This window comes from Stenomitos frigidus ULC18, from assembly GCF_003003795.1.
GTDB classification, from domain to species: Bacteria; Cyanobacteriota; Cyanobacteriia; order Leptolyngbyales; family Leptolyngbyaceae; genus Stenomitos; species Stenomitos frigidus_A.
On the sequence record NZ_PVWK01000056.1, the window covers coordinates 31653 to 52539 of the forward strand.

19 protein-coding genes are annotated in these 20887 nt (G+C 51.4%); 11 read left to right on the forward strand and 8 right to left on the reverse strand.

Going from position 1 to position 20887, the window contains the following annotated elements; genetic code table 11:
- Positions 1–10: 10 nt before the first annotated feature.
- The 3 genes from C7B82_RS09765 to C7B82_RS09775 all read left to right on the forward strand — a co-directional run bounded on the left by C7B82_RS09765 (position 11) and on the right by C7B82_RS09775 (position 4749).
- Positions 11–1885, forward strand: coding sequence for a serine/threonine-protein kinase (locus tag C7B82_RS09765; RefSeq protein WP_106256108.1), 1875 nt, complete (start codon positions 11–13; stop codon positions 1883–1885).
- A 176-nt stretch (positions 1886–2061) separates the two neighbouring features.
- Positions 2062–2766: a dethiobiotin synthase gene (gene bioD / locus C7B82_RS09770; RefSeq protein WP_339375066.1), complete on the forward strand. Its 705-nt coding sequence runs from the start codon at positions 2062–2064 to the stop codon at positions 2764–2766.
- A gap of 177 nt (positions 2767–2943) precedes the next feature.
- Complete coding sequence (locus tag C7B82_RS09775) at positions 2944–4749, forward strand: PAS domain-containing sensor histidine kinase (protein WP_106256110.1); 1806 nt, start codon at positions 2944–2946, stop codon at positions 4747–4749.
- An 89-nt stretch (positions 4750–4838) separates the two neighbouring features.
- Here the strand turns inward: C7B82_RS09775 and C7B82_RS09780 are convergent, their stop codons facing one another.
- The 3 genes from C7B82_RS09780 to C7B82_RS09790 form a co-directional block, all read right to left on the reverse strand.
- Positions 4839–5264, reverse strand: a complete 426-nt coding sequence (locus tag C7B82_RS09780; RefSeq protein WP_106256111.1) for a GlcG/HbpS family heme-binding protein — start codon at positions 5262–5264, stop codon at positions 4839–4841.
- Positions 5265–5392: 128 nt separating this feature from the next.
- Entirely contained in the window at positions 5393–6580 is a 1188-nt protein-coding gene (locus C7B82_RS09785) for a BMP family ABC transporter substrate-binding protein (RefSeq protein WP_106256112.1), read from the reverse strand.
- A gap of 110 nt (positions 6581–6690) precedes the next feature.
- Entirely contained in the window at positions 6691–7299 is a 609-nt protein-coding gene (locus tag C7B82_RS09790; protein ID WP_106256113.1) for a GNAT family N-acetyltransferase, read from the reverse strand.
- A gap of 110 nt (positions 7300–7409) precedes the next feature.
- Between C7B82_RS09790 and C7B82_RS09795 the strand changes: the two genes are divergently transcribed.
- Positions 7410–8621 (forward strand): M20 metallopeptidase family protein, encoded by a 1212-nt coding sequence (locus C7B82_RS09795; protein WP_106256114.1) that lies wholly within the window; start codon positions 7410–7412, stop codon positions 8619–8621.
- A 284-nt stretch (positions 8622–8905) separates the two neighbouring features.
- Here the strand turns inward: C7B82_RS09795 and C7B82_RS09805 are convergent, their stop codons facing one another.
- Positions 8906–9868 carry an integron integrase gene (locus C7B82_RS09805; RefSeq protein WP_106256116.1) on the reverse strand — a complete coding sequence of 321 codons (963 nt, stop codon included), beginning with the start codon at positions 9866–9868 and terminating at the stop codon, positions 8906–8908.
- Between the two features lie 341 nt (positions 9869–10209).
- Here C7B82_RS09805 and C7B82_RS09810 point away from each other — a divergent pair, with 341 nt between their 5' ends.
- From C7B82_RS09810 to C7B82_RS09840, 7 genes are all read left to right on the forward strand, one after another.
- The gene (locus C7B82_RS09810) at positions 10210–10716 is read left to right on the forward strand and encodes a hypothetical protein (RefSeq protein ID WP_106256117.1); all 507 of its coding nucleotides are present in this window, start codon (positions 10210–10212) and stop codon (positions 10714–10716) included.
- Positions 10717–10969: 253 nt separating this feature from the next.
- The gene (locus C7B82_RS09815; protein WP_106256118.1) at positions 10970–11764 is read left to right on the forward strand and encodes an alpha/beta hydrolase; all 795 of its coding nucleotides are present in this window, start codon (positions 10970–10972) and stop codon (positions 11762–11764) included.
- A 219-nt stretch (positions 11765–11983) separates the two neighbouring features.
- Positions 11984–12619, forward strand: coding sequence for a Vat family streptogramin A O-acetyltransferase (locus tag C7B82_RS09820; protein WP_422632138.1), 636 nt, complete (start codon positions 11984–11986; stop codon positions 12617–12619).
- Positions 12620–12824: 205 nt separating this feature from the next.
- Positions 12825–13298, forward strand: coding sequence for a GNAT family N-acetyltransferase (locus tag C7B82_RS09825; RefSeq protein WP_106256120.1), 474 nt, complete (start codon positions 12825–12827; stop codon positions 13296–13298).
- 154 nt (positions 13299–13452) lie between these two features.
- Positions 13453–13908: a GNAT family N-acetyltransferase gene (locus tag C7B82_RS09830; RefSeq protein WP_106256121.1), complete on the forward strand. Its 456-nt coding sequence runs from the start codon at positions 13453–13455 to the stop codon at positions 13906–13908.
- Between the two features lie 227 nt (positions 13909–14135).
- Complete coding sequence (locus tag C7B82_RS09835; protein ID WP_106256122.1) at positions 14136–14669, forward strand: GNAT family N-acetyltransferase; 534 nt, start codon at positions 14136–14138, stop codon at positions 14667–14669.
- 141 nt (positions 14670–14810) lie between these two features.
- A complete protein-coding gene (locus C7B82_RS09840) occupies positions 14811–15293 on the forward strand; it encodes an AAC(3)-I family aminoglycoside N-acetyltransferase (RefSeq protein WP_106256123.1) in 483 nt (160 codons plus the stop codon).
- 76 nt (positions 15294–15369) lie between these two features.
- Here C7B82_RS09840 and C7B82_RS09845 read toward each other — a convergent pair whose 3' ends face one another.
- From C7B82_RS09845 to ptsP, 4 genes are all read right to left on the reverse strand, one after another.
- Positions 15370–15564, reverse strand: a complete 195-nt coding sequence (locus C7B82_RS09845) for a hypothetical protein (RefSeq protein ID WP_106256124.1) — start codon at positions 15562–15564, stop codon at positions 15370–15372.
- 120 nt (positions 15565–15684) lie between these two features.
- On the reverse strand, positions 15685–16104 hold the full coding sequence (locus C7B82_RS09850; protein WP_106256125.1) for a response regulator: 420 nt from the start codon (positions 16102–16104) through the stop codon (positions 15685–15687).
- Positions 16105–16185: 81 nt separating this feature from the next.
- Positions 16186–18054 (reverse strand): glucose-specific PTS transporter subunit IIBC, encoded by a 1869-nt coding sequence (gene ptsG / locus C7B82_RS09855; RefSeq protein WP_106256126.1) that lies wholly within the window; start codon positions 18052–18054, stop codon positions 16186–16188.
- A 221-nt stretch (positions 18055–18275) separates the two neighbouring features.
- On the reverse strand, positions 18276–20837 hold the full coding sequence (ptsP, locus tag C7B82_RS09860; RefSeq protein ID WP_106256127.1) for a phosphoenolpyruvate--protein phosphotransferase: 2562 nt from the start codon (positions 20835–20837) through the stop codon (positions 18276–18278).
- Between the last annotated feature and the right edge of the window lie 50 nt (positions 20838–20887).

Below are 20887 nucleotides of genomic sequence, written 5' to 3' on the forward strand. Positions count from 1 at the left end.
GTATTCCGCTATGCGACCACCCATTCCCATTGGCACTACTTTGCAGAACCGTTACCGCATCCTCAGCGTTTTGGGTCAGGGGGGGTTTGGTCGTACCTATCTATCAGAAGACCAGGGGCGGTTTAACGAACTCTGCGCGCTTAAAGAACTGATTCCGGCACAGGGAAATGCCTATGCGTTGGACAAGTCTAAAGAGCTGTTCCAGCGGGAGGCGCAAATTCTCTACCAAATTCAGCATCCCCAGATCCCTCAATTTCGGGCCACTTTTGAGGAAGACCAGCGCCTGTTTTTAGTGCAGGACTACGTTGAGGGACAAACCTATCGGACGTTGTTAGAGCAACGCCAGGTACAGGGAATCGCCTTTTCGGAGGCGGAGGTACTGCAACTCATGCGGCAGCTTTTGCCCGTGCTGGCTCATATTCACAGCAAAGGTATCATCCACCGAGACATTGCCCCAGATAACATCATGCTGCGGCAACAAGATGGGAAACCCGTCTTGATTGATTTTGGCGTGGTGAAAGAATTGGCAACGCGCTTCCAATCGCCAACGCTGACTGTGCAGAATACAACCGTTGGTAAGCCGGGGTTTGCGCCCAGCGAACAGATGCAGTCGGGGCGAGCCTACCCTAGCAGCGACTTGTACTCGCTGGCCGTGACGGCAGTGGTACTCTTGACCGGACGTGAGCCCCAGACGTTGCTGGATGATACGACGCTGACCTGGTACTGGCAGCGGTGGGTGACTGTCAGCCCAGGCTTTACTCAGGTCTTAAATAAAATGCTGAGCTACCGTCCAGACGATCGCTTTCAGTCGGTTGCCGAAGTGGTACAGGCGCTGCAATCGCCCACAGCCTATACGCCTCCTCCTTATCAACCACCGGCTCAGACCGCCGCGCCGCCTAATCCAGATGTCTCTCACATGGCAACGATGGCGGTAGGACGACGCCCTGATCCCTTACCAGCGGCGGCGAGCCCCAATCGAGACGTGCCGATCGTGCCGCCACCCCGCAGCTCCGTTTGGGATGATCCGTTGGCGGTGGTTGCGATCGGACTAGGCCTGGTGGTATTAACAGGCGTGGGCACCTGGGCCGTTGTTCGGGCAGTGCTCAACAACCAGCCGACGCCATCACCAACACCATCGCTCACGGCATCGGTTAGCCCATCGCCCACGTTCTCGTTCACGCCGACGCCAAAACCCACCAATGAGCCGATCGCCTACAGCCAAAATCTTGATATCAACCCTGATACAAAGGCGACGAAAACAGGCACGCTGCGATCGAACGAAACCGTCACTTATATTCTTGCCGGAGAGCAGGGGCAGCAGTTGAACGCTGTCATTTCAGGCGAAGGGGTGTTGATGACCATGCTAGGCCCCGATCGACAGCCTCTTAGCGGTCAGTCCAACCGGGTGTCGCTCTGGCAAGGAACGCTGCCGTATACTGGTAACTACTACATCCAACTCAGCCCCGTTAAAGGCTTGGCTAAGAGTGATTATCGGCTTGATGTCGTGCTTAGAAGTGCCGCTACGCCCAGCCCGACGCCAACCCAAGCCACGCCATCACCGAGCCCATCACCCTCGGCACCCAGCATTCAAACTCATCGCGTGCGGTTTGAAGCGGGGCAAACGGCAACTACTGTTAGCGATCGGGCAAATCCCCAAGTCATCCACCGCTATTTAGTCAGAGCCACGGAAGGGCAGATCTTCAAAGCAGTGGTACGGGATGGTTCCGTGACGCTCAACATCACCACCCCCGATGGTCAAGCGATCCAGGCAGCCTCCAACGTCTTGTCATGGGAAGATCAGTTGCCCATGAGCGGCACGTACCAGATTGATGTCATTGCGGCTCAGGACACAAACTTCAGTCTGGATATAAGTATTCGGAACTAAGATAGAAGTTGGCTTTTAGTGATTGGCTGTTAAAGACAGTGCCTTTTAAGGCAAAACGATCGCTATAACCAATCACTGACTCACTCATTTCATTCATTCAGCCCAATTCAGCTAGCCTGTCTCAGGCTTGTCACGTCCTCCCCAACCGCTAACAACCAAAAACTAACAAATACGCCTTGTCTCTTTTGAACGCTTTACTGATCACTGCAACCGATACCGAAGCTGGGAAGACCGTTCTCACAACGGCACTGGCAGCTTACTTACGCACCTATTGTGCTCACCAAACCTGGGGCATTCTGAAGCCCATTCAAACAGGCAAGGGCGACTGCGAACTCTACAGCCAGCTGTTTGCGCTTGCTCCGGATGCAGTCACCCCGTTGCGCTTTGACGCCCCTCTTGCGCCACCGCTAGCAGCCGCGAAAGAAGGACGGCGCGTTGATATGGAACCAGTCTGGCAAGCCTTTGAAACCATGCGTCAGCAATATGATGGGCTGCTGGTAGAAGCGTTAGGCGGGCTGGGTTCTCCCATCACGCACGAAACTACTGTGGCAGACTTAGCCTGGGACTGGCGTCTGCCGACCGTCTTGGTGGTGCCTGTCAAGCTGGGCGCGATCGGGCAAGCTGTTGCCAATGTCGCGCTGGCTCGTCAAACTCGCGTTCACCTCAAAGGCATTGTGCTTAACTGTGTGCAGCCTTGCACAGAGGAAGATATTGAGAACTGGGCCTCAGCTGACCTGATCCAGTCTTTGACCCGAACCCCTGTTCTAGGAGTCATGCCCCATTTGACTGATCCAACGGATCTGGCTCAATTAGCTCAAGTTGCCTCAAACCTGGCGTTAGAGCGCCTGATACCCGTTCCACTGGGAGCGATGAGGGTATAAACAACTGTCAAGCCAGAAATCCTATGCTGCGTAAGGGTTGTGCTAGCGGCATCAGTAGTCAACCGCGTAATTCTGACCATTACTGTAGCGAGTCGTGCCACAAACTCTGTGGTTTGTACGATGTGCAGATAGGGTTGGGGGTAGCCATGATCGTGCTGTTGTCCCCAGGCTATCTGTATGAGCCCCAGCCCAGCCGCTTCACTGTCATCGATCCAGATTGCTGCAGCCGACCAATCTACACGAGTAACGGCTGTGCCCCAGAAGCGGGAAGCATTGCTGGAACTGGTTTTAGATCACATGCCTCATTGTGTCTTCTGGAAAGATGTGAATTCAGTGTATTTAGGCTGTAATCGGCCTTGGGCAGAGCTAGTCGGCATTGCAGACCCTGCGACGATCGTCGGCAAAACCGATCACGATCTACCCTGGGCAGAGGGAGAAGCGGATTCCTACGGTGCGCGTGATCGCCAGCTTATGCTAGCGGGTGAGCCTGACCTTCACAGCCTGACGAGCCGTCTGAAAGCCAATGGCGAACAACTTTGGTTCGATGCCAGCAGAGTGCCGCTTTTGGATACCAATGGTCAAGTGCTTGGCATTCTCTGTACCTTTGAAAACATCACCGAACGTCAGCAAGCAGCAGAAAAGCTGAACACCAGTGCCGAACTTTTACAACTGGTACTGGACAACATTCCTCAAGCAATTTTCTGGAAGGATCGCAACTCAGTCTACATGGGTTGCAACAAGAACTGGGCACAGGCAGCCGGAATCAACCATTTTCAAGACGTCGTTGGCAAAACCGACTTTGAGTTATTCTGGACGCGAGAAGAAGCCGCATTGTACTGCGAGCAAGATCGTCAGGTGATGGAAACGGATACACCCGTGCTCCACCTCATTGAACATCGGCTACAGGCAGATGAAAAGCAGGCTTGGATTGATGTCAACAAAATTCCCATTCGTGATGTTGAGGGAAACGTCATCGGCATTTTAGGCACGATCGAAGATATTACCGATCGCAAGCAGGCAGAGGTGTCGCTCTTGGCTTCTGAGCAGCAGTTGCGCCAGCGAACACAGCAGTTGGAACAAACGCTGCATGACCTGCAGCAAACCCAGGCACAGCTAGTACAGACTGAAAAAATGTCGAGTCTGGGGCAACTGGTCGCTGGTGTGGCGCATGAGATTAACAATCCGGTGAATTTTATTTATGGTAATTTGACCCACGCCAATACCTACACGAAGGATTTGCGGAAGCTCGTGCAGCTTTACCAGCAACATCACCCCAATCCGGCTCCCGAAGTGCAGGCAGAAGCAGAGGCGATCGACCTGGACTTTCTAATGGAGGATCTACCCAAGCTCATGGCATCGATGAAAGTGGGAGCAGAGCGGATTCAGCAAATTGTGCGCTCGCTTCGCAACTTCTCACGGACGGATGAGGCCGCAATGAAAGCGGTCAATATTCATGAAGGCATTGAGAGCACGCTGCTAATTCTCCACAGCCGCCTGAAAGACAGCCACGATCACCCCGACATTCAAATCGTTAAGGACTATGGCGAGCTACCCCATATCGAATGCTATGCCGGGCCGCTCAATCAAGTGCTGATGAATGTGCTGGCAAATGCGATCGATGCGCTGGATGAGGCGGTAGTCAGTGGTCGGTGGCCAATGGTCGATGGCATGAAGCCAGACAGTGGGAACGAGAAAACGGACAACGCACGCCCCACAATCACCATTCAGACCGAACAATTGCACGACGATCGGATTGCCATTCGGATTCGTGATAATGGACCAGGCATGCCAGAAGCCGTGAGAACGCGACTGTTTGACCCCTTTTTTACCACTAAACCCGTTGGTCATGGCACCGGGCTCGGCCTTTCCATTAGCTACCAGATTGTGACCGAAAAGCATAAAGGAACGCTTCAATGCTTCTCAGAATTGGGACAGGGCAGTGAGTTTAGGATTGAGATTCCGATGCGGCAGAGTGAGGTGTGAGGGGAGCGAAGGGATTTTTGAGTAGCGCTTTGGGCCGCTACGCTAGAGAGTTTTGAGTTTTGCATTTTGAATTCCCACTCCCCTGCCTTCTATTCAGCCTCTGCCAACACCGCTTTCAGCGCCTCAATGCCGACCTGAGCCACTTCGATATCTTCTTCATCGCTACCAGAGCCGACACCGATCGCGCCAACGACTTCACCATCAATGGTGATTGGGAGTCCACCGGCAATGGGTGCATAGCGCAGGCCAGTGGCTAGAGCAATGCCAACACCGAGTTCGGCCGGGAGTGTCCCAGTTTGCGTGCGATGAGAGGCGGCAGTGATTGCTTTTTGCATGGCGGAATGCTGGCTGAGCAGCTTGGCTCCTTCCATGCGCTCAAAGGCCAGCAAGTTACCCCCCCGATCGACAATAGCGACACACTGCGGCACACCCATTGTCTCAGCGTGGGCGATCGCGGCTCTTAGTACAACGCGTGCACCTGCGATCGATAAATCCAAAATCTTCTTTACATACATTCTGCATCAGCTCCATCGACGAAATCATTGCTATCCCCTGCTAGGGGCAGGTTTCGCACAAATTCTCTTGCTACAACCGTGCAATTGCGCCTAAACCTGCCCTTACAGGCGTTGTGCTGGTTAGAAACCTAAGTGTTCTTGGGATCGCCAAGGACGCCTTCGACGAGCCAGTCGATCGTTTCCAGCTGCGGATCTTGCAGCGTGTACTGCTTTCCGGCTGGAATGACGACTTTGCCTTTGTTGTCCTTGAGTTCGCCCTTAAAGATTACTAAACTACCGCCGAGGAATTTTGCTTTTGCCTCATCTGCCGCTTTTTTAGCCGTTTCACTCACAGCGGGGCCATAGGGTGAATTCTTGCAGTACTCTTCCTTCAGCCCACCGCGAATGACGTGTGGAATGCCGCCATTCATCAACGTCTTACCGGCACTGATCAGCTCTGCGTAGTTAGTATAGATTTTGGCCCAGTTCCATTCCACGCCTGTCAGGTAGCCTTTAGGAGCCAGACTGGACTGGTCAATATGGTAGCCGCAGGAAAACACACCCCGTTTTTCAGCTGTGGTGATGACGACTTTCAAATTATCGACTCGGCTGATAATCACATCGGCTCCTTGATCAATCAGGCTGTTGGTGGCTTCGGCTTCCTTGACCGGCAGCGACCAATCGCCTGTGAAAATCGCCTGTACTTTTAGATCTGGCTTGACGCTGCGAGCGCCAAGAGCGAAGGCGTTGACTTCTCGGATCACGATCGGAATTGGTTTGGGTACGACATAGCCCAACTTGCCTGTTTTTGAGGTGTAGGCTGCCACAATCCCGGCAATGTAGGCAGGCTCTAACAAATAGCCCAGATACGAACCCACATTCTTAGGGTGAACGCCTTCTTTATAGAGCGCACCGGGATGGAAAAACTGCACTTCGGGGAACTCTACCGCCATCTTTAAAATATGTGGATCGTAATAGCCATAGGAGGCTGGAAACAGGACTTGCACCCCGTTTTCCTTGATCATGTTCCGCATGACTTCCTGCACTTCGACGGTTTCGGGCACGCTCGCCTGATCCACCGTTTTGACCCCACTGACTTTGGCAACAGCAGCCTCGCCTTCTGCATGGGATTGGTTGTAGCCATAATCATCTTTAGGGCCAACGTAGATGTAGCCGATCGTCAACGTTTTGACTGCCGTTGCGCTGGGGGCGGTCTGGGTTTGCGGCGGCGCTGGCGTACAGCCTGTCCAGAAACGCGAGGTGGCTCCAAACGCCCCTGCAGCGAGCAGACCCCGTATGACGGTGCGACGTTTGAGTGAAGAAGATCCGATCGTCATGGCATGAGACTCCTTAAAGCAGCAGGGAAACACATGTAGCGTTCACTTTTCGGCACAAAAGCAACTGCAGAGGCTCTGCAGTGAGGACACTTTATCACTCTGTCTGACCGTTAAACTGCTTTGAAAACCAATGCTTGAATGTTGTAAGACGGGTAGCGATCGAGCCCAAGGTTCACCCTGATGCTGTCCGGCACAGCCTTGGTAGGCACTGGCACAAACCTCAGGCGTGTGTAGAACGGCACTCGATGGGGTTGACTGGCTAAATAGAGTGGCAGTATCGCTTCTTGAGTAAGCCGTTGCACCAGGCACGATCCGTGTCCCTGACCGCGCCATTGAGCATCAATGTACACGAGATACGCCTCGGAATGGGTTTCGTAGCAAAAGAGTTTGGCGCATCCAATCACGTTGCCACGCCATTCAACCACCCAGACGTTTGAGAGCGATCGGTCAATCCACTGATTTGCTCGCAGTGCCAGGGCGAAAATTAGTCCCAGAGCCACGGCATGTGAGTAGAACCCATATAGGATCAGCACTAGCAAAAGGCCCATAGCAACCGCGATCGCTCCCACCCCTTGATTAGGAAGTGGACGCGTCCACCAGGGTTTATGAGGCTGAAGCGATCGATAAAATTGGTCAATGAGTCGATTAACGGCTCTGCGATCGCCCCTTGTAGCAGGACGAATCAGACATTGGGGCGATCGGGGAACATGCTGCACCATAGAAAAATAGAGGTTGCCAGTTAAAGCCCTCGCCTAAAGTCGCTAAAGTAGATCTATTGCGATCGGTAATCCTTTCAGGATGCCCAGGGTTTCTTTGAGAGGCACACGCTATGGTTTCGACTTCCCTATCCCCACACCCGATTGATACGTCGCGCATTCGCGCCACGATTCAGTCCTTGCAGCCTGAGCTAGTCGAGTGGCGTAGGCAGCTACACCAAAAACCAGAATTGGGTTTTCGGGAGCAGTTAACGGCAGCGTTTATTGCTCAAAAACTAGAAGCATGGGGCATTGAGCATGAGACAGGGATTGCTCAAACGGGGATTGCTGCAATTATTCGGGGCACCCGTCCTGGTCGCGTGCTGGGGATTCGCGCCGATATGGATGCACTGCCCATTCAAGAAGAAAATACGGTTGCTTACAAATCGCAACACGATGGCGTGATGCACGCCTGTGGTCATGATGGGCATGTCACGATCGCCCTCGGCACCGCGCGTTATCTAGCGCAACACCGAGACGCTTTCGCTGGCACGGTCAAAATCATCTTCCAACCCGCTGAAGAAGGGCCAGGTGGAGCGAAGCCCATGATTGAGGCAGGCGTGCTCAAAAATCCTGATGTGGATGCCATGATTGGTTTGCATTTATGGAATAACTTGCCGTTGGGAACGATCGGCGTTCGTAGTGGCGCGCTGATGGCGGCAGTCGAACTGTTTAACTGCACGATTCTGGGTAAAGGTGGGCACGGCGCGATGCCGCACCAGACGATCGATTCCATTGTGGTTGCCTCGCAAGTAGTGACGGCGCTGCAAACGATCGTGTCGCGCAATGTAGACCCGATCCAATCAGCGGTGGTGACGGTGGGCAAGTTACATGCGGGTACGGCGCATAACGTCATTGCTGCCACAGCCAAAATGAGTGGCACTGTACGCTATTTCAACCCTCAATTTGATGGGTTTTTCAAGCAACGCCTTGAGCAAATTGTGAGAGGGATCTGCCAAAGTCACGGTGCGGATTACACGCTGGAATACTACAGTCTGTATCCACCTGTGATTAATGATGAGCGCATTGCAGGTTTGGTGCGATCGGTGGCTGAAACGGTTATCGAATCTCCGCTTGGCGTTGTCCCGCAATGCCAAACAATGGGCGGCGAAGATATGTCCTTTTTCCTTCAGGAAATTCCTGGCTGCTATTTCTTCCTCGGTTCCGCGAACGCTGACAAGGATCTGGCGTATCCCCACCATCATCCTCGGTTTAACTTTGATGAAACGGCTTTGGGCATGGGTGTTGAAATCTTTGTCCGCTGTGTGGAGCAGTATTGCCGCTAAGTCTAGTTAGGATGATTGCTACACAGTGATGGTGATTGTGAATGCACGATCGGCTGGAATGAGAAAGCAAACTCCCCTTTTGTTTGGGGGAAACACCAAAATGAGTACGCGATCGACTGAAATGAGTAAGCAAATGCTTAAAACAAGTAAGCATATGACCTTTTTGCTTACGGAAACTACTGAAACGAGAAAGCAAATCGCAGTTTGAGAAAGCAAACAAGCAAAATGAGAAAGCAAATAGCCATTTTGCCCATTGAATCAGTCGTAAAAAGCAAGCGACGCTCTTAGTCGTCCAATGGGCTTCTCACGCCTTTTCCACCTCGGTTTAAAACGTGCGTGTAGATCATCGTTGTCTTGACATCCCTATGTCCCAACAACTCCTGAATCGTGCGGATGTCATACCCGCTCTCTAACAGATGAGTCGCAAAGCTATGTCGAAACGTGTGACAGCCAATGCGCTTAGTGAGCTTTGCACCCCTCGCCGCCTGTTTGACCGCTTTTTGCACGCCACTCTCATGCAGGTGATGCCGACACATCAACCCGTTGCGTGGATCTTTGGCAACCTGACTAGCCGGAAACACATACTGCCAAAGCCATTCGCGGTCGGCATTGGGATACTTACGCTCTAGTGCAAAAGGCAGAGGCACGGCTCCAAACCCTCGACTCAAGTCCCGTTGGTGCTGCCGCTGTACACCCACGAGATGATCTCGCAATTCCACTGCTACGCTCGATGGCAGCATCGTCACACGGCTCTTGCTACCTTTGCCGTCCCTGACCAGGATTTGCTGTTGAGCAAAGTCAACATCCTTGACGCGCAAGCGCAGCCCTTCGATCAAGCGGAGACCACTACCGTAAAGCAGCTTCACGATCAGTTGATACACGCCATCACACAGGTGGATTACTGCTAATGCCTCCTGCTTGGTCATCACCGTCGGCACATACTGCGGTCGCTTGGCGCGAACCGCATCGATACCCATCATGTCCAGATTGAGCACCTCCCGATAGAGAAACAACAAGGCGCTGAGGGCTTGATTTTGTGTCGAAGCGGCTACCTGTCCTTCTACGGCTAGATGAGTCAGAAACGCTTCGATTTCAGCTTTGCCCATCTCTTTGGGGTGGCGCTTATTGTGAAACAGGATATAGCGGCGAATCCACTGCACGTAGGTTTCTTCGGTGCGGTAGGCATAGTGCTTAAGGCGAATAGCATCCCGCACCTGATCTAATAATTTCTTAGGAGGTGGCTGCATAGAGATAAGTAGATGTACTGCGTGTCTAATAGTACATTTGCTCACCTCCGTAAGGAATCTGAAAATATGCGGAAAGTTTCTCGCTATTTAGCTTAAGCGGCGTATTATGCAGAAACAATCTGCATAAGTGGTAAATTTCGGGTGTTATGCCGAATCATTCTACCTATCTACCCCAATTGGGATCTTAGGCGGAAAACTTCAGTCTATTAATAGTTAGACATCTCCCTTGCGCTGACCGAATATATGAATTCCCTATAACTACCTTCGTTTTAGTGATAGGAAAGTTAGAAGCGCGGTTAGGCATGTGAAGAAGTACGCTATGAGTTGGTGGAGAAGGAGTTGTGGCAGTTAATAACGGACTCATTATTACGCTCTTTATTCTAGTTGCAACAAGCCTAGCCGTTGGCTATGGTTTTGGCGTTAAAGCTCAACATTTTCCCTTTACCGCAGAAATTGGATTTAGTGAGCAACAATGGCAATTCTTGCGGTGGTGGGTCAAGTTAGCCTTAATTACTGGGGTTTTGTTACCGATTTTCTTGTTTATTCAGGCTTGGGGACAACCTTCCTTATTGATATTCTGGGGGAGTTACCTGCTGGTAGTAGCTGTGCAATTAATTTCGGAGCGTGTGTTTAGTCGGTGGTTAGTACCCAGTATCGTTGTACCCATTGGCTTTTTCTACACTGTTTTTCGGTTGTGGCAATTACTGGATGGATTCACACACCTACCATTGTCCCGTTTGGCATTGGTGGGTTTTGTTGGTGTTGTACTGTTCTGGGCTGCAAACTTGGCGATGTTGATGATGATGGCGATTCCAACGGTCTACCAAGGACAGAAACTTCAAGAGTAGATTTTTAGGTTGAGACGGAGATCGCCTGCACTTAACAGATAGACTTAAGTTAAGAGAGGATACCTCTGTCTAACAAGCGCGCTGCACCGGAACGCCTCGATTTGGTTGTTGAATGGCAAAGATTATCTGCGCCCGGTGAGCGCGAACGTTATGCGGCTTCAAGCCTTAAGATTAATGTTAGTTTGATAGCTACGGATATTGGAATCAGTTATTCGAGACAGCATAAACACTTTTAGTCCTTCTGGGTCTTACGATGCAGCTTGAATTAATTTCGAGATCGCCTACAAATCACGAAAATGGCAATAGCATCTTATTCGTTCACGGTGCGTATCATGCTGCATGGTGTTGGGAAGAGCACTTTCTAGATTATTTTTCTAATTCTGGATATTTTGCCTATGCTCTCAGTTTACGGGGGCATGGAAACAGCGAGAGCTTTGCACTTCAGAAAGTGGGTTTCAACGAATATTTGGAAGATATCAAGCAAACCATACAAAAACTTGGTCAACAGACCATATTGGTAGGACACTCGCTTGGTGGAATGTTGGTTCAGAAATATATCGAGACAAATGCTGTACCTGCCGCAGTGATTATGTCCGCAACTACGCCACAGGGGCTGAATGCTGTAGGGAAACGTCTTCTAAGTCTTTATCCAATCAAAACTATGCAAATGCTTTTGACAGGCAATCCTAATACCTTCTGGCATTCTTCCCAAGTCATCCAAAATATGTTTCTATCCCCTGAAATAACTGAGGACAAGAAAAATCACTATACAAAACGGATTGTAAGTCAATCTGAACCGGGACATTTGATGTTAAAGGAGCTACCATCTCTGAAGTTTAACCGTCCGATAAAACCTCAGCGTATATTGGTGCTCAAAGGAAAAAAAGATGCATTAATTCAAGATAGAGAATGTAATATGCTTGCTGATATTCATCAAGTTCGACCTGTCTTTCTAGACCAACTTCCTCATGATTTAATGTTGGGGGAAAATTGGAAGCTTGCAGCAGACACAACTTTGAATTGGCTACAAGCTGAAGGTTTGCATTAGGTCTCAATACCATGAGGAGTTGTATGTTTACTACGCTAGCGATCGCCGCATAACAAACCTAGTGCAGCGGATTGACCAAAACCGCCTGGTGTTGCTGCAAAGTCTCTGGCAACCGCTGACTAGGAACGTTCTACTGCTTCGGTTAAAGGTTGAGACAGCGGTTTTGAGTTTGCAGATAATATGCAGAGATAATGCACTTTTGAAAGTAGGAGGCTGTTGATATTGTACGGAGCAGATCCGAAAGATAAGCATCCAATGAAGGGGTTTCCGCAAATCTGCTTCATTCAAAACACGGTGTCGAATCCTAATATCATCATTGGAGATTACACGTATTACGATGACCCAGAAGATTCAGAAGATTTTGAGCGAAACGTTTTGTATCATTTCCCGTTCATCGGCGATCGCTTAATCATCGGAAAGTTTTGCGCTTTGGCAAGAGACATCAAGTTCATCATGAATGGTGCTAATCACAAGTTGGACGGGTTTTCGACTTATCCGTTTCAAATTTTCGGCAACGGTTGGGAGAAAGTAACTCCTCAATCTGAAGAACTGCCCTACAAAGGCGATACGGTGATCGGCAATGATGTGTGGATTGGCTATGAAGCGGTCATGATGCCGGGGGTGCAAGTGGGAGACGGAGCCATCATTGCAGCAAAGTCAGTTGTTGTAGGCGATGTTTCACCTTATACAATTGTTGGCGGCAATCCAGCTAAGCGTATCCGACAGCGTTTTGAAGATGATGCGATCCAATCCTTGCTTGAAGTTGCTTGGTGGAATTGGAACATTGAGAAAATTACGCGAAATCTGGATAAGATTGTAGCGGCAGATATCGACGCTCTGAGAAGCTCTGAGTAGCAGCGCAGTAGAACAAATCTGTTGGAGCGGCGAACAAAGTCTTTGCGCTTCGTGTAGGTGTTGCTTATCGCCGCTCAACAGACCCGTTATGCCGCAAGTTCTCGGTGGTGGAAGTAGTTAGAAGTTATCTGTCAGTGTTTAGAGTTGAACTAGCGCGAGGTTACTGGAAAAGAGGCAGTTTTTAGATTGTCGATGAGGCGATCCTATGAAAATAAGGTTGTTTGAAAAACAAGACGCAGAAAAAGTAGCACGGTTGTTTCATGAAACAGTACGCGAAATAAACATCCGCGATTACTCAAGTAATCAAGTTGAGGCATGGGCACCTAACAATATTTACTTCAGAGATTGGGAAAAGATCTGCTCAAATCGATTCACCTATGTTGCTGACGATGAAGGTGTGATTGCTGGATTCGGAGAGCTAGAGTCTAATGGTCATATCGACTGCTTTTACTGCCACAAAAACTATCAACGTTGTGGAGTGGGTAGTCAAATTTATCAAGCGATTGAAGCAAAGGCGTTAGGCTTGGGGGTGAGCCATCTAATCACTGAAGCTAGCATCACGGCAAAACCATTTTTTCAACGTATGGGGTTTTCAATCGTTAAAGAGCAGAAGGTAACTTGTCGGGGCAAAATATTCATCAATTACGTAATGGAGAGGTCGCTGTATAAGGCGGCATAACAATTCGCTTGGAGCGGACTGACACAGTTGGTCGGTGCTGTGCAAAGGTTGCTGGCAGCGGCTCAACTTAGCCGTTGGGCGGCAGTTGTGGTATCGCTTGTATTACTGAGTGAGAAACTATTCTTAAAAGCATTGTTCAGGGAGAACACTCTATATGTCCAAGTTCGACCTCGAAGTAACGCTGCGCGAGATTACTAAGGAAAACTGGCGTGATATCCTCCGCTTAAAAGTAGCCCCCCACCAAGAGCAGTTCGTGGCATCCAACGCCGCATCTATCGCAGAAGCGCACTTTAACCCAGAGGTTGCTTGGTTCCGCGCGATCTACGCTGGTGATGTGCCAGTCGGGTTTTTGATGTTGGAAGACGACGTAGCTCAGCAAGAGTACTTTCTGTGGCGCTTTATGATAGGTGAGCAATACCAGGGGCGTGGGTACGGGCGAAAGGCGCTGGAGTTGTTCTTCGCACACGTCAAGACGCGCCCTGGAGCGGATGCAGTCGAAACAAGTTGTGTGCCAACCAAAGGTGGTCCCGGTCCGTTCTACGAGAAGATGGGTTTTGTTTACACCGGAAAAGAAGAGAACGGCGAACTTGTGATGCGACGTGAATTGTGATCTAGAAATGGTAGGTGGGTAGCGATCCGCCCAACAATTCAAATACAGACGGACGGTTGAAAACCGCTGGTGCTGAGTTCAAGATTGCTTGCCGCCGCTCAATTCAGCCGTTCTACCGCTTTGATTACAGTTTGTGACAGTCCTTTGAAAAGCCTCAGTGGGTGTTCGAGGCTAAGTTATCTTGATTGAAAATATCTGTAATCTGCCGCAATCAGTAGTCCTGAGTTATGGAAGTTAGAGCCGAGAAACCAGAAGATATAGAAGTGATTCGCAGGGTCAATGTTGCGGCATTTGGGCGAGAGAGTGAGGCTGATTTAGTTGATCAGTTACGAGGCGTTGCGTCTACATTTTCCTTCGTTGCGGTTGAAGTCGAGCAAATTGTTGGACACATTTTCTCTAGTCCAGTTGCGATTCCGCCAAGCGGACGCTCCGCGAACACAGGGGAATATGCTGAGGATTTACTCGTTCTTGGATTAGCGCCAGTAGCAGTGCTACCCGACTATCAGCGACAAGGCATTGGGTCATTGCTGATTCAGCATGGTTTAGAAGAGTGCGCTCGGTTAGGTTTTAAGGCTGTTGTCGTCCTGGGTTCTCCAGCATACTATCCACGATTCGGGTTTATTCCAGCCAAGAAGAAGGGATTAGGCTGTGAGTATCCAGTACCAGATGAGGCATTTATGGTGCTGGAGTTGGAAAGTGGTGCATTAGAGGGAAGTGTTGGAATGGTAAAATATCGGTCAGAGTTCAACCAACTTGAGTAGCGATCGCCGTAGAACAATTCTGGTGCAGCGGACTGATAGAGTAGCTCGGTGTTGTTGCAAAAGTTATCTACAGCCGCTCAACAGACCCGTTATGCATCTTACCCAGCACCTTTCTGCGTCGCTCCAATTAGTAGGTAGAGTATGTCATCTTTCGAGCCAATTAGCATTCGTCAGCTTTCTGCTAATGACTTGGCACTTATGGAGGGCTTATTGGCTACGTTCGGTGAGGCTTTCGACGAAGTTGATACTTATAGATCGTCTCGCCCAAGCGATACCTATCTCAAGCGGTTGCTAAGCAGTGATTATTTCATCGCGCTTGCAGCGCTAAAAAATGGATCAGTAGTCGGAGGTATCGCCGCTTACGAACTCCAGAAGTTTGAGCAAGAGCGAAGTGAAATTTATATTTACGATCTGGCTGTTGCAGCAGCGCATCGACATGAAGGTATTGCCACCGCATTAATCCAGGAATTAAAGAAGATCGCTGTAGTACGAGCAGCCTATGTTATTTTTGTACAGGCAGACATCGGAGATGAACCTGCGATTGCACTTTACACGAAGCTTGGGGTACGCGAGGATGTGCTTCATTTCGATATTGCTGTTGCGGTCAGCGATGAAGATGCATAACAATTCAAATGCAGGCGGACACTCGAAAGTCGCTGGTGCTGAGTTCGAGGTTATCTGCCGCCGCTGATTTGAGCCGTTAGCTTGCCAAAAAAAGCGGGGAGGCAACGATGCTTCCCCGTTTCTGGTTTTGATTGTCGGATTGTTCTTTCAGCTTTTGTCGCAGTGCTTGAAACTGCTTGCGGCGCTGTCGTTGACGGGCAGAACCGCCTTTACCCTTGTCGTTTCGTCCTTCGCGACGGGGAGACTCCCATCGCTTGAGTCGTTGTGCCATTGTGGTGCTCCGATCGTTGTTAGGGGTGAGGTCTAAGGAGTTAGAAGGTAGGATAAATCAATTATGACGCTTGATTCCTTATTTTAGCTGGAATCCTGACTCCTCGTTTTCACCTGTTGTTTATGAAAAGACAGCAGACTGCACCCGATCGCTCTCTTCAGTGCGCTTTGGCTGCAAGTGGGCTCGGATTCTAGACAACAGTTCATTTACGTCGATCGGCTTGCTAATGAAATCATTTGCCCCTAGTGCCAATCCCCGCATGCTGTTTGCCTCGTCCTGAGCCGTGATCAGCAAAATCGGCATCGGCGGCAAACTCCGATCCTGCCGGATGCGTTGGGTCACTTCGTAACCTGTCATACCTGGCATCATGACATCTAACAAAACCAGGTCAGGCGGCGACGCTTTGATTTTGTTTAAGGCAGTGGTGCCATTGGTTGCAACATCGACGACAAACCCTTCGGCTTCTAGAATCGTTTGAAGCAGAAACAAGTTGTCTGGGATATCATCGACAGCAAGCAGCTGATAAACCTGATTTGACATAGCAGCAAAAATCCCAAACCCCTAAAGAGTTCTTATTTACTACACTCGTTCTAGCGTCTACGGTGCTTCTTTGAGGTCTGACTAGGGACAGATTTCTGGAGCGCACATGGCCGCAGCATACTGATCAGCATGCAACCCAACGAGTAGGTGCATCCTACCCTCTGGTAAGCGCAAAATGCCTTCGACACCAGCCGCTTGTAATGCCGATTCGTTCACAGCAGCCCGATCGACCACATCGATACGGAGTCGCGTCAGGGCAACCGACGTGACCTCACGAAGGTTGGTTTTGCCACCCAACGCGTTCACGATCGCCTGTGCTGTCTGGGTCGCCTTTGAATCAGGTAGCGTTGCAGGCGGCTCTTCTGGTGGTTTCGTCTCTGTCAAGACGGTTGCAGCCAACGGGTCAACGGTCGGAGCCTCCGCTGGCTCAGCGTCTGCACCAGCGGTCTTCAGGTATTCCACCATATCGGTTTTCAGGTTCTCCGATCGCGTCCCAAAGATGGCCTGAGCGCTGTTGCCCATTTCCAGCACACCCGAAGCGCCAAGGGCTTTGAGTTTTGCTTTATCCACCTTCGTCATATCGTTCACCGTCATGCGCAGACGCGTAATGCAGGCATCCAGTCCAGCAATATTGCTACGCCCACCAAAGGCCAGCACCAACGCTCTTGCCATTCCTGCTGACCCTCCAGAAAGCGTGGCTTCTCCGGTTTCAGGCGTGACCGTTTCATCCTCGCGGCCGGGAGTCATAAAGTTGAATGACTTGATCGCAAAACGAAAGGCAAAGTAGTAAAGCAAAGCAAAAAACGGGCCAAAGGCGAGAATCAGCCAGGTCTTAGTGCCCAGACGATTGAACAAAAAGAAGTCGATAAAGCCCTGGGAGAAGGTGAAGCCCATCCTGCCGCCCAGCGTGACAAAGAGCCAATCGGCAAAACCTGCAATCACAGCATGTATGGCATACAGCGGCGGCGACACAAACAAAAAGGAAAATTCGATCGGCTCCGTAATGCCCGTGAGAAATGAGGTGAAGGCCGCCGAAAGCATGATGCCACCTGTGACCTTACGGTTTTTGGGTTTTGCCGAATGCCAGATGGCGATCGCGGCGGCAGGCAGACCAAACATTTTGAACCAATAGGCACCACCGAGAATACCAGCGGTTTTATCGCCTGCAAAAAAGCGAGTAATGTCACCATGCACCACCTTGCCCGCTGCATCGGTGAACGAGCCAATTTGAAAAAAGAAGGGCACGTTCCAGATATGGTGCAACCCAAAGGGCAGCAGCGCGCGTTCCACAATGCCGTAGGTCGCGGCTGTAAGGGCGACGTTACTACCAGAGGCGGCGGCATTGGCGGCGGTGCTGATGGCATGGCCGATCGGGGGCCAAATGACGCTCATGAGAATGCCCATGACGATCGCCGATAAGCCCGTAATGATGGGTACAAAGCGCTTACCAGCAAAGAAGCCCAGATACGGCGGCAACTTAATCCGAAAGAAACGGTTGAACAGGTAGGCCGCAATGCAGCCCATAATCAAGCCACCAAAGACGCCTGTATCCAGCGTGGGGATGCCCATGACGGGCTTGAGCGTGGCAGGATCAACGCCCCACAGAGAGGTTGAGGCCGCTCCTAAAGCCGCGATGAAGACCGCGAAACCAACGGTCGCTGCCAGTGCTGACACACCATCATTACCGGTGTACCCGATCGCCACTGAGACGGCAAAGATCAAGGGCAAATTCGCAAAGATCGCATCACCGGACAGCTTCATGATGGTTGCCAACCATTCGGGCAGCCACCAAAAAGCGGGACTGGTAATCACCCCTGTTTTCAGGTTTTCGAGTTCAATCGAGCGGGCGCTACCCAGTCCGAGTAGTAACCCGGCGATCGGCAGCACCGAGACAGGAAGCATTAAGGACTTCCCCATCTGTTGCAGTAGGGCAAAGGCTTTTTTCCACATTGGGTTTAAGGGGGTGTGGGGTGTGGGGTGTGGGGTGTGGGGTGTGGGGTGAAAGTTTTGAGTAGCACTAGCTCTTTGAGAGCTACTTCGTAAGTGCGCCGCTACGCTAGAGAGTTTTGAGTTTTGAGTCAGTGGTCAGTGGTCAGCAAACAGTGGTCAGTGAGTGACTCTATTGGCTTTTGGTGGCTGAGGACTGCCTCCTCTGCCTCCTAGCTGCTAGGCTACTCATCGACTAACGGGCATAGCGCTCTGACTGCGGCGGCTGTGGATAGGGTTAAGGCTTGTTTTGCCAACGTTTGGCAGTGAGCGAAGTTTAAGGTGCGGATTTGAGCTTTGATGCTGGGAATGGTGGCGATACTAACGCTCAGTTCTTTCACCCCTAAGCCCAGTAAAAGTGGCACTGCTTGCGGGTCGCTGGCGCTACCACCACATACACCCACCCATTTACCGTGTTGGCTGGCTCCTTTGACCGTCTGGGCAATCAGTTGGAGTACGGCCGGGTGCAGGCTATCGACATAGGGAGCCAGTTTTGGATGACCGCGATCCATCGCCAGGGTGTATTGGGTGAGGTCATTAGTGCCAATGGAGAAGAAATCGACCTCTTTGGCAAATTGCTCTGCCATCACGGCGGCTGACGGCACTTCGATCATGATGCCGACTGCAATGGGCGCAATGCCAAGCCGTTGCCGCTCTTCTTCCAGTATCGCTTTCGCCATTTGGATTTCTTCGAGACGACCGATCATGGGAAACATGACCCGTAAGGTACCCGCACCAGAAGCTCGTAAAAGGGCACGGAGTTGGGTGCGAAGCATGTCGGGCTGATCGAATGCCATGCGAATGCCGCGTTCACCCAGGAAGGGGTTTTCCTCATGGGGCATCGGTAAATAAGAGAGCGGTTTATCGCCACCGACATCTAAGGTGCGTACAATCAGCGATCGATCGCGTCCCAAGACTTGCAGAATACTGCGATACAGGGTTGTCTGCTCCTCTTCACTCGGTGCCAAAGCTCGTGCCATAAACATCACTTCAGTCCGCAGCAGCCCGACGCCTTCACCACCCAGAGCCACGGACTCTTTAGCGTCGTTCAGGCTACCAATATTGGCAACGACTTCAACACGGTAGCCATCGATCGTCACCGCCGGGTAGGTGGCGTACTGGCGATCGGTCGTTTGCCTTGCCTGTTGTTGTGCGATACGTTGCTGCACCCGCTCCAGTTCGTCGGGTGTGGCATGGAGGCGGAGGGTGCCCTGGCTTCCATCAAGGATGACCGATGACCCATCTGGTAACTCTAACAGTCGGGGTTCTGCGCCGACGATCGCGGGTACTCCCATCGAGCGAGCCAGAATTGCGACATGAGACGTTGCGCCTCCTGCCAGCGTACAGAAGCCTTTAACCACCTCGCGATCGAGCGTCGCCATGTCTGAGGGCGTGAGGTCTTCTGCTAACAGAATGGTGTTGGGTGGATAGCTGGCGGCGGTGGCGGTGGCTCCTACAAGCAAACGCAGTACACGCTGCCCAACGTCGCGCAAGTCATTGGCACGTTGAGCGAACAATGCATTCGGCAACCGAGCCAACTGTTCGGCTTGGGCAGTAAACGCTTGCTTCCAGGCGAAGGCAGCGCTCTTGCCCTGATCAAGGTAGCTGTGGGCGACATCAAGCAATTCTGGGTCTGCCAATAATTCACGATGCGCCGCAAAGATCGCGGCTTTATCTGGCTTGCCCTGCTCCTCGACCTTGGCTCGTACGGCTTCCACCTCCAGCATGGCCTGGGCGATCGCAGCGTCAAGCTGTTGCTTCTCGGCTACTGGATTTTGAGCGGTCTCCACGATCGACAGCACGTCTTCGCGCACTCGATAGGTCTGTCCGACGGCAAGACCGGGCGACGCCGAGACGCCCAACAGCAGGTTTGCATCGGTAGAGCGAGGACGAAGCGGCTGACTCTGCTGGGATTGAGCGGGTTTAAGCGGTGCAACGGCGGGAACAGAAACGTCTTCTCCTAACCCACGCGCGATCGCGTCCGTTAAGGCCAAAACCGCCGCTTTGGCATCAGCGCCTATTGCCGTCAGCGTTACCGTCTCCTTCTGTACCACCTGCAGATTCATGAGTGCAATAACGCTGCGCACATTGGCACTGTCGTTGCCGCGATGCAATTGGATTTTGGCTTGATAGTGCTTGGCTAAATTTGCCAGAACCGCCGCTGGTCGAGCGTGCAGCCCTATCGGATTGGGAATGACGATCGGCGCAGAGGTGGTTTGTTCACCGACTGGAGTTGCCGTCTCCGCATCCACTGCTCCAGCGAGAGTGACCTCCAGGATGATATCTTCTCCCACCGTGACCGATCCAGAACGACCGATCAGAGTCTGCACTCGATCGCCGTTTGTGATCACCATCTCCGTCAGCAGACTTTTGGCGTGCAGGGCAATATAGTCGGCATCAAAATCAATTAGAGCCTCGCCCGTTTTCACCCGATCGCCGACTTTGACATGTGGTGTAAAGCCCTTTCCCCTTAGCGCAACGGTATCCAACCCGATGTGCATTAAAACTTCCAACCCTTGCAGAGTGCGCAACGTCACGGCATGGTGTGAGGGATGGAGCTGAATAATTTCCCCGTCACAGGGTGCCAGCAGACTCTGACTGGTGGGGTCAATGGCAATGCCATCGCCAACCATTTTTTGGGCAAAGACGGGATCTGGAACGTGCTCGATCGCGAAGAGAGAACCAGAGAGCGGTGCCAGTAAAGAAACGCTTGTCTGAGGCGGAGCGGAGGCTGTAGCAGTATGCATAATGGTATTGACAATTTAAATGGCGTTTTAAACACTGTTGTGCGCATCGA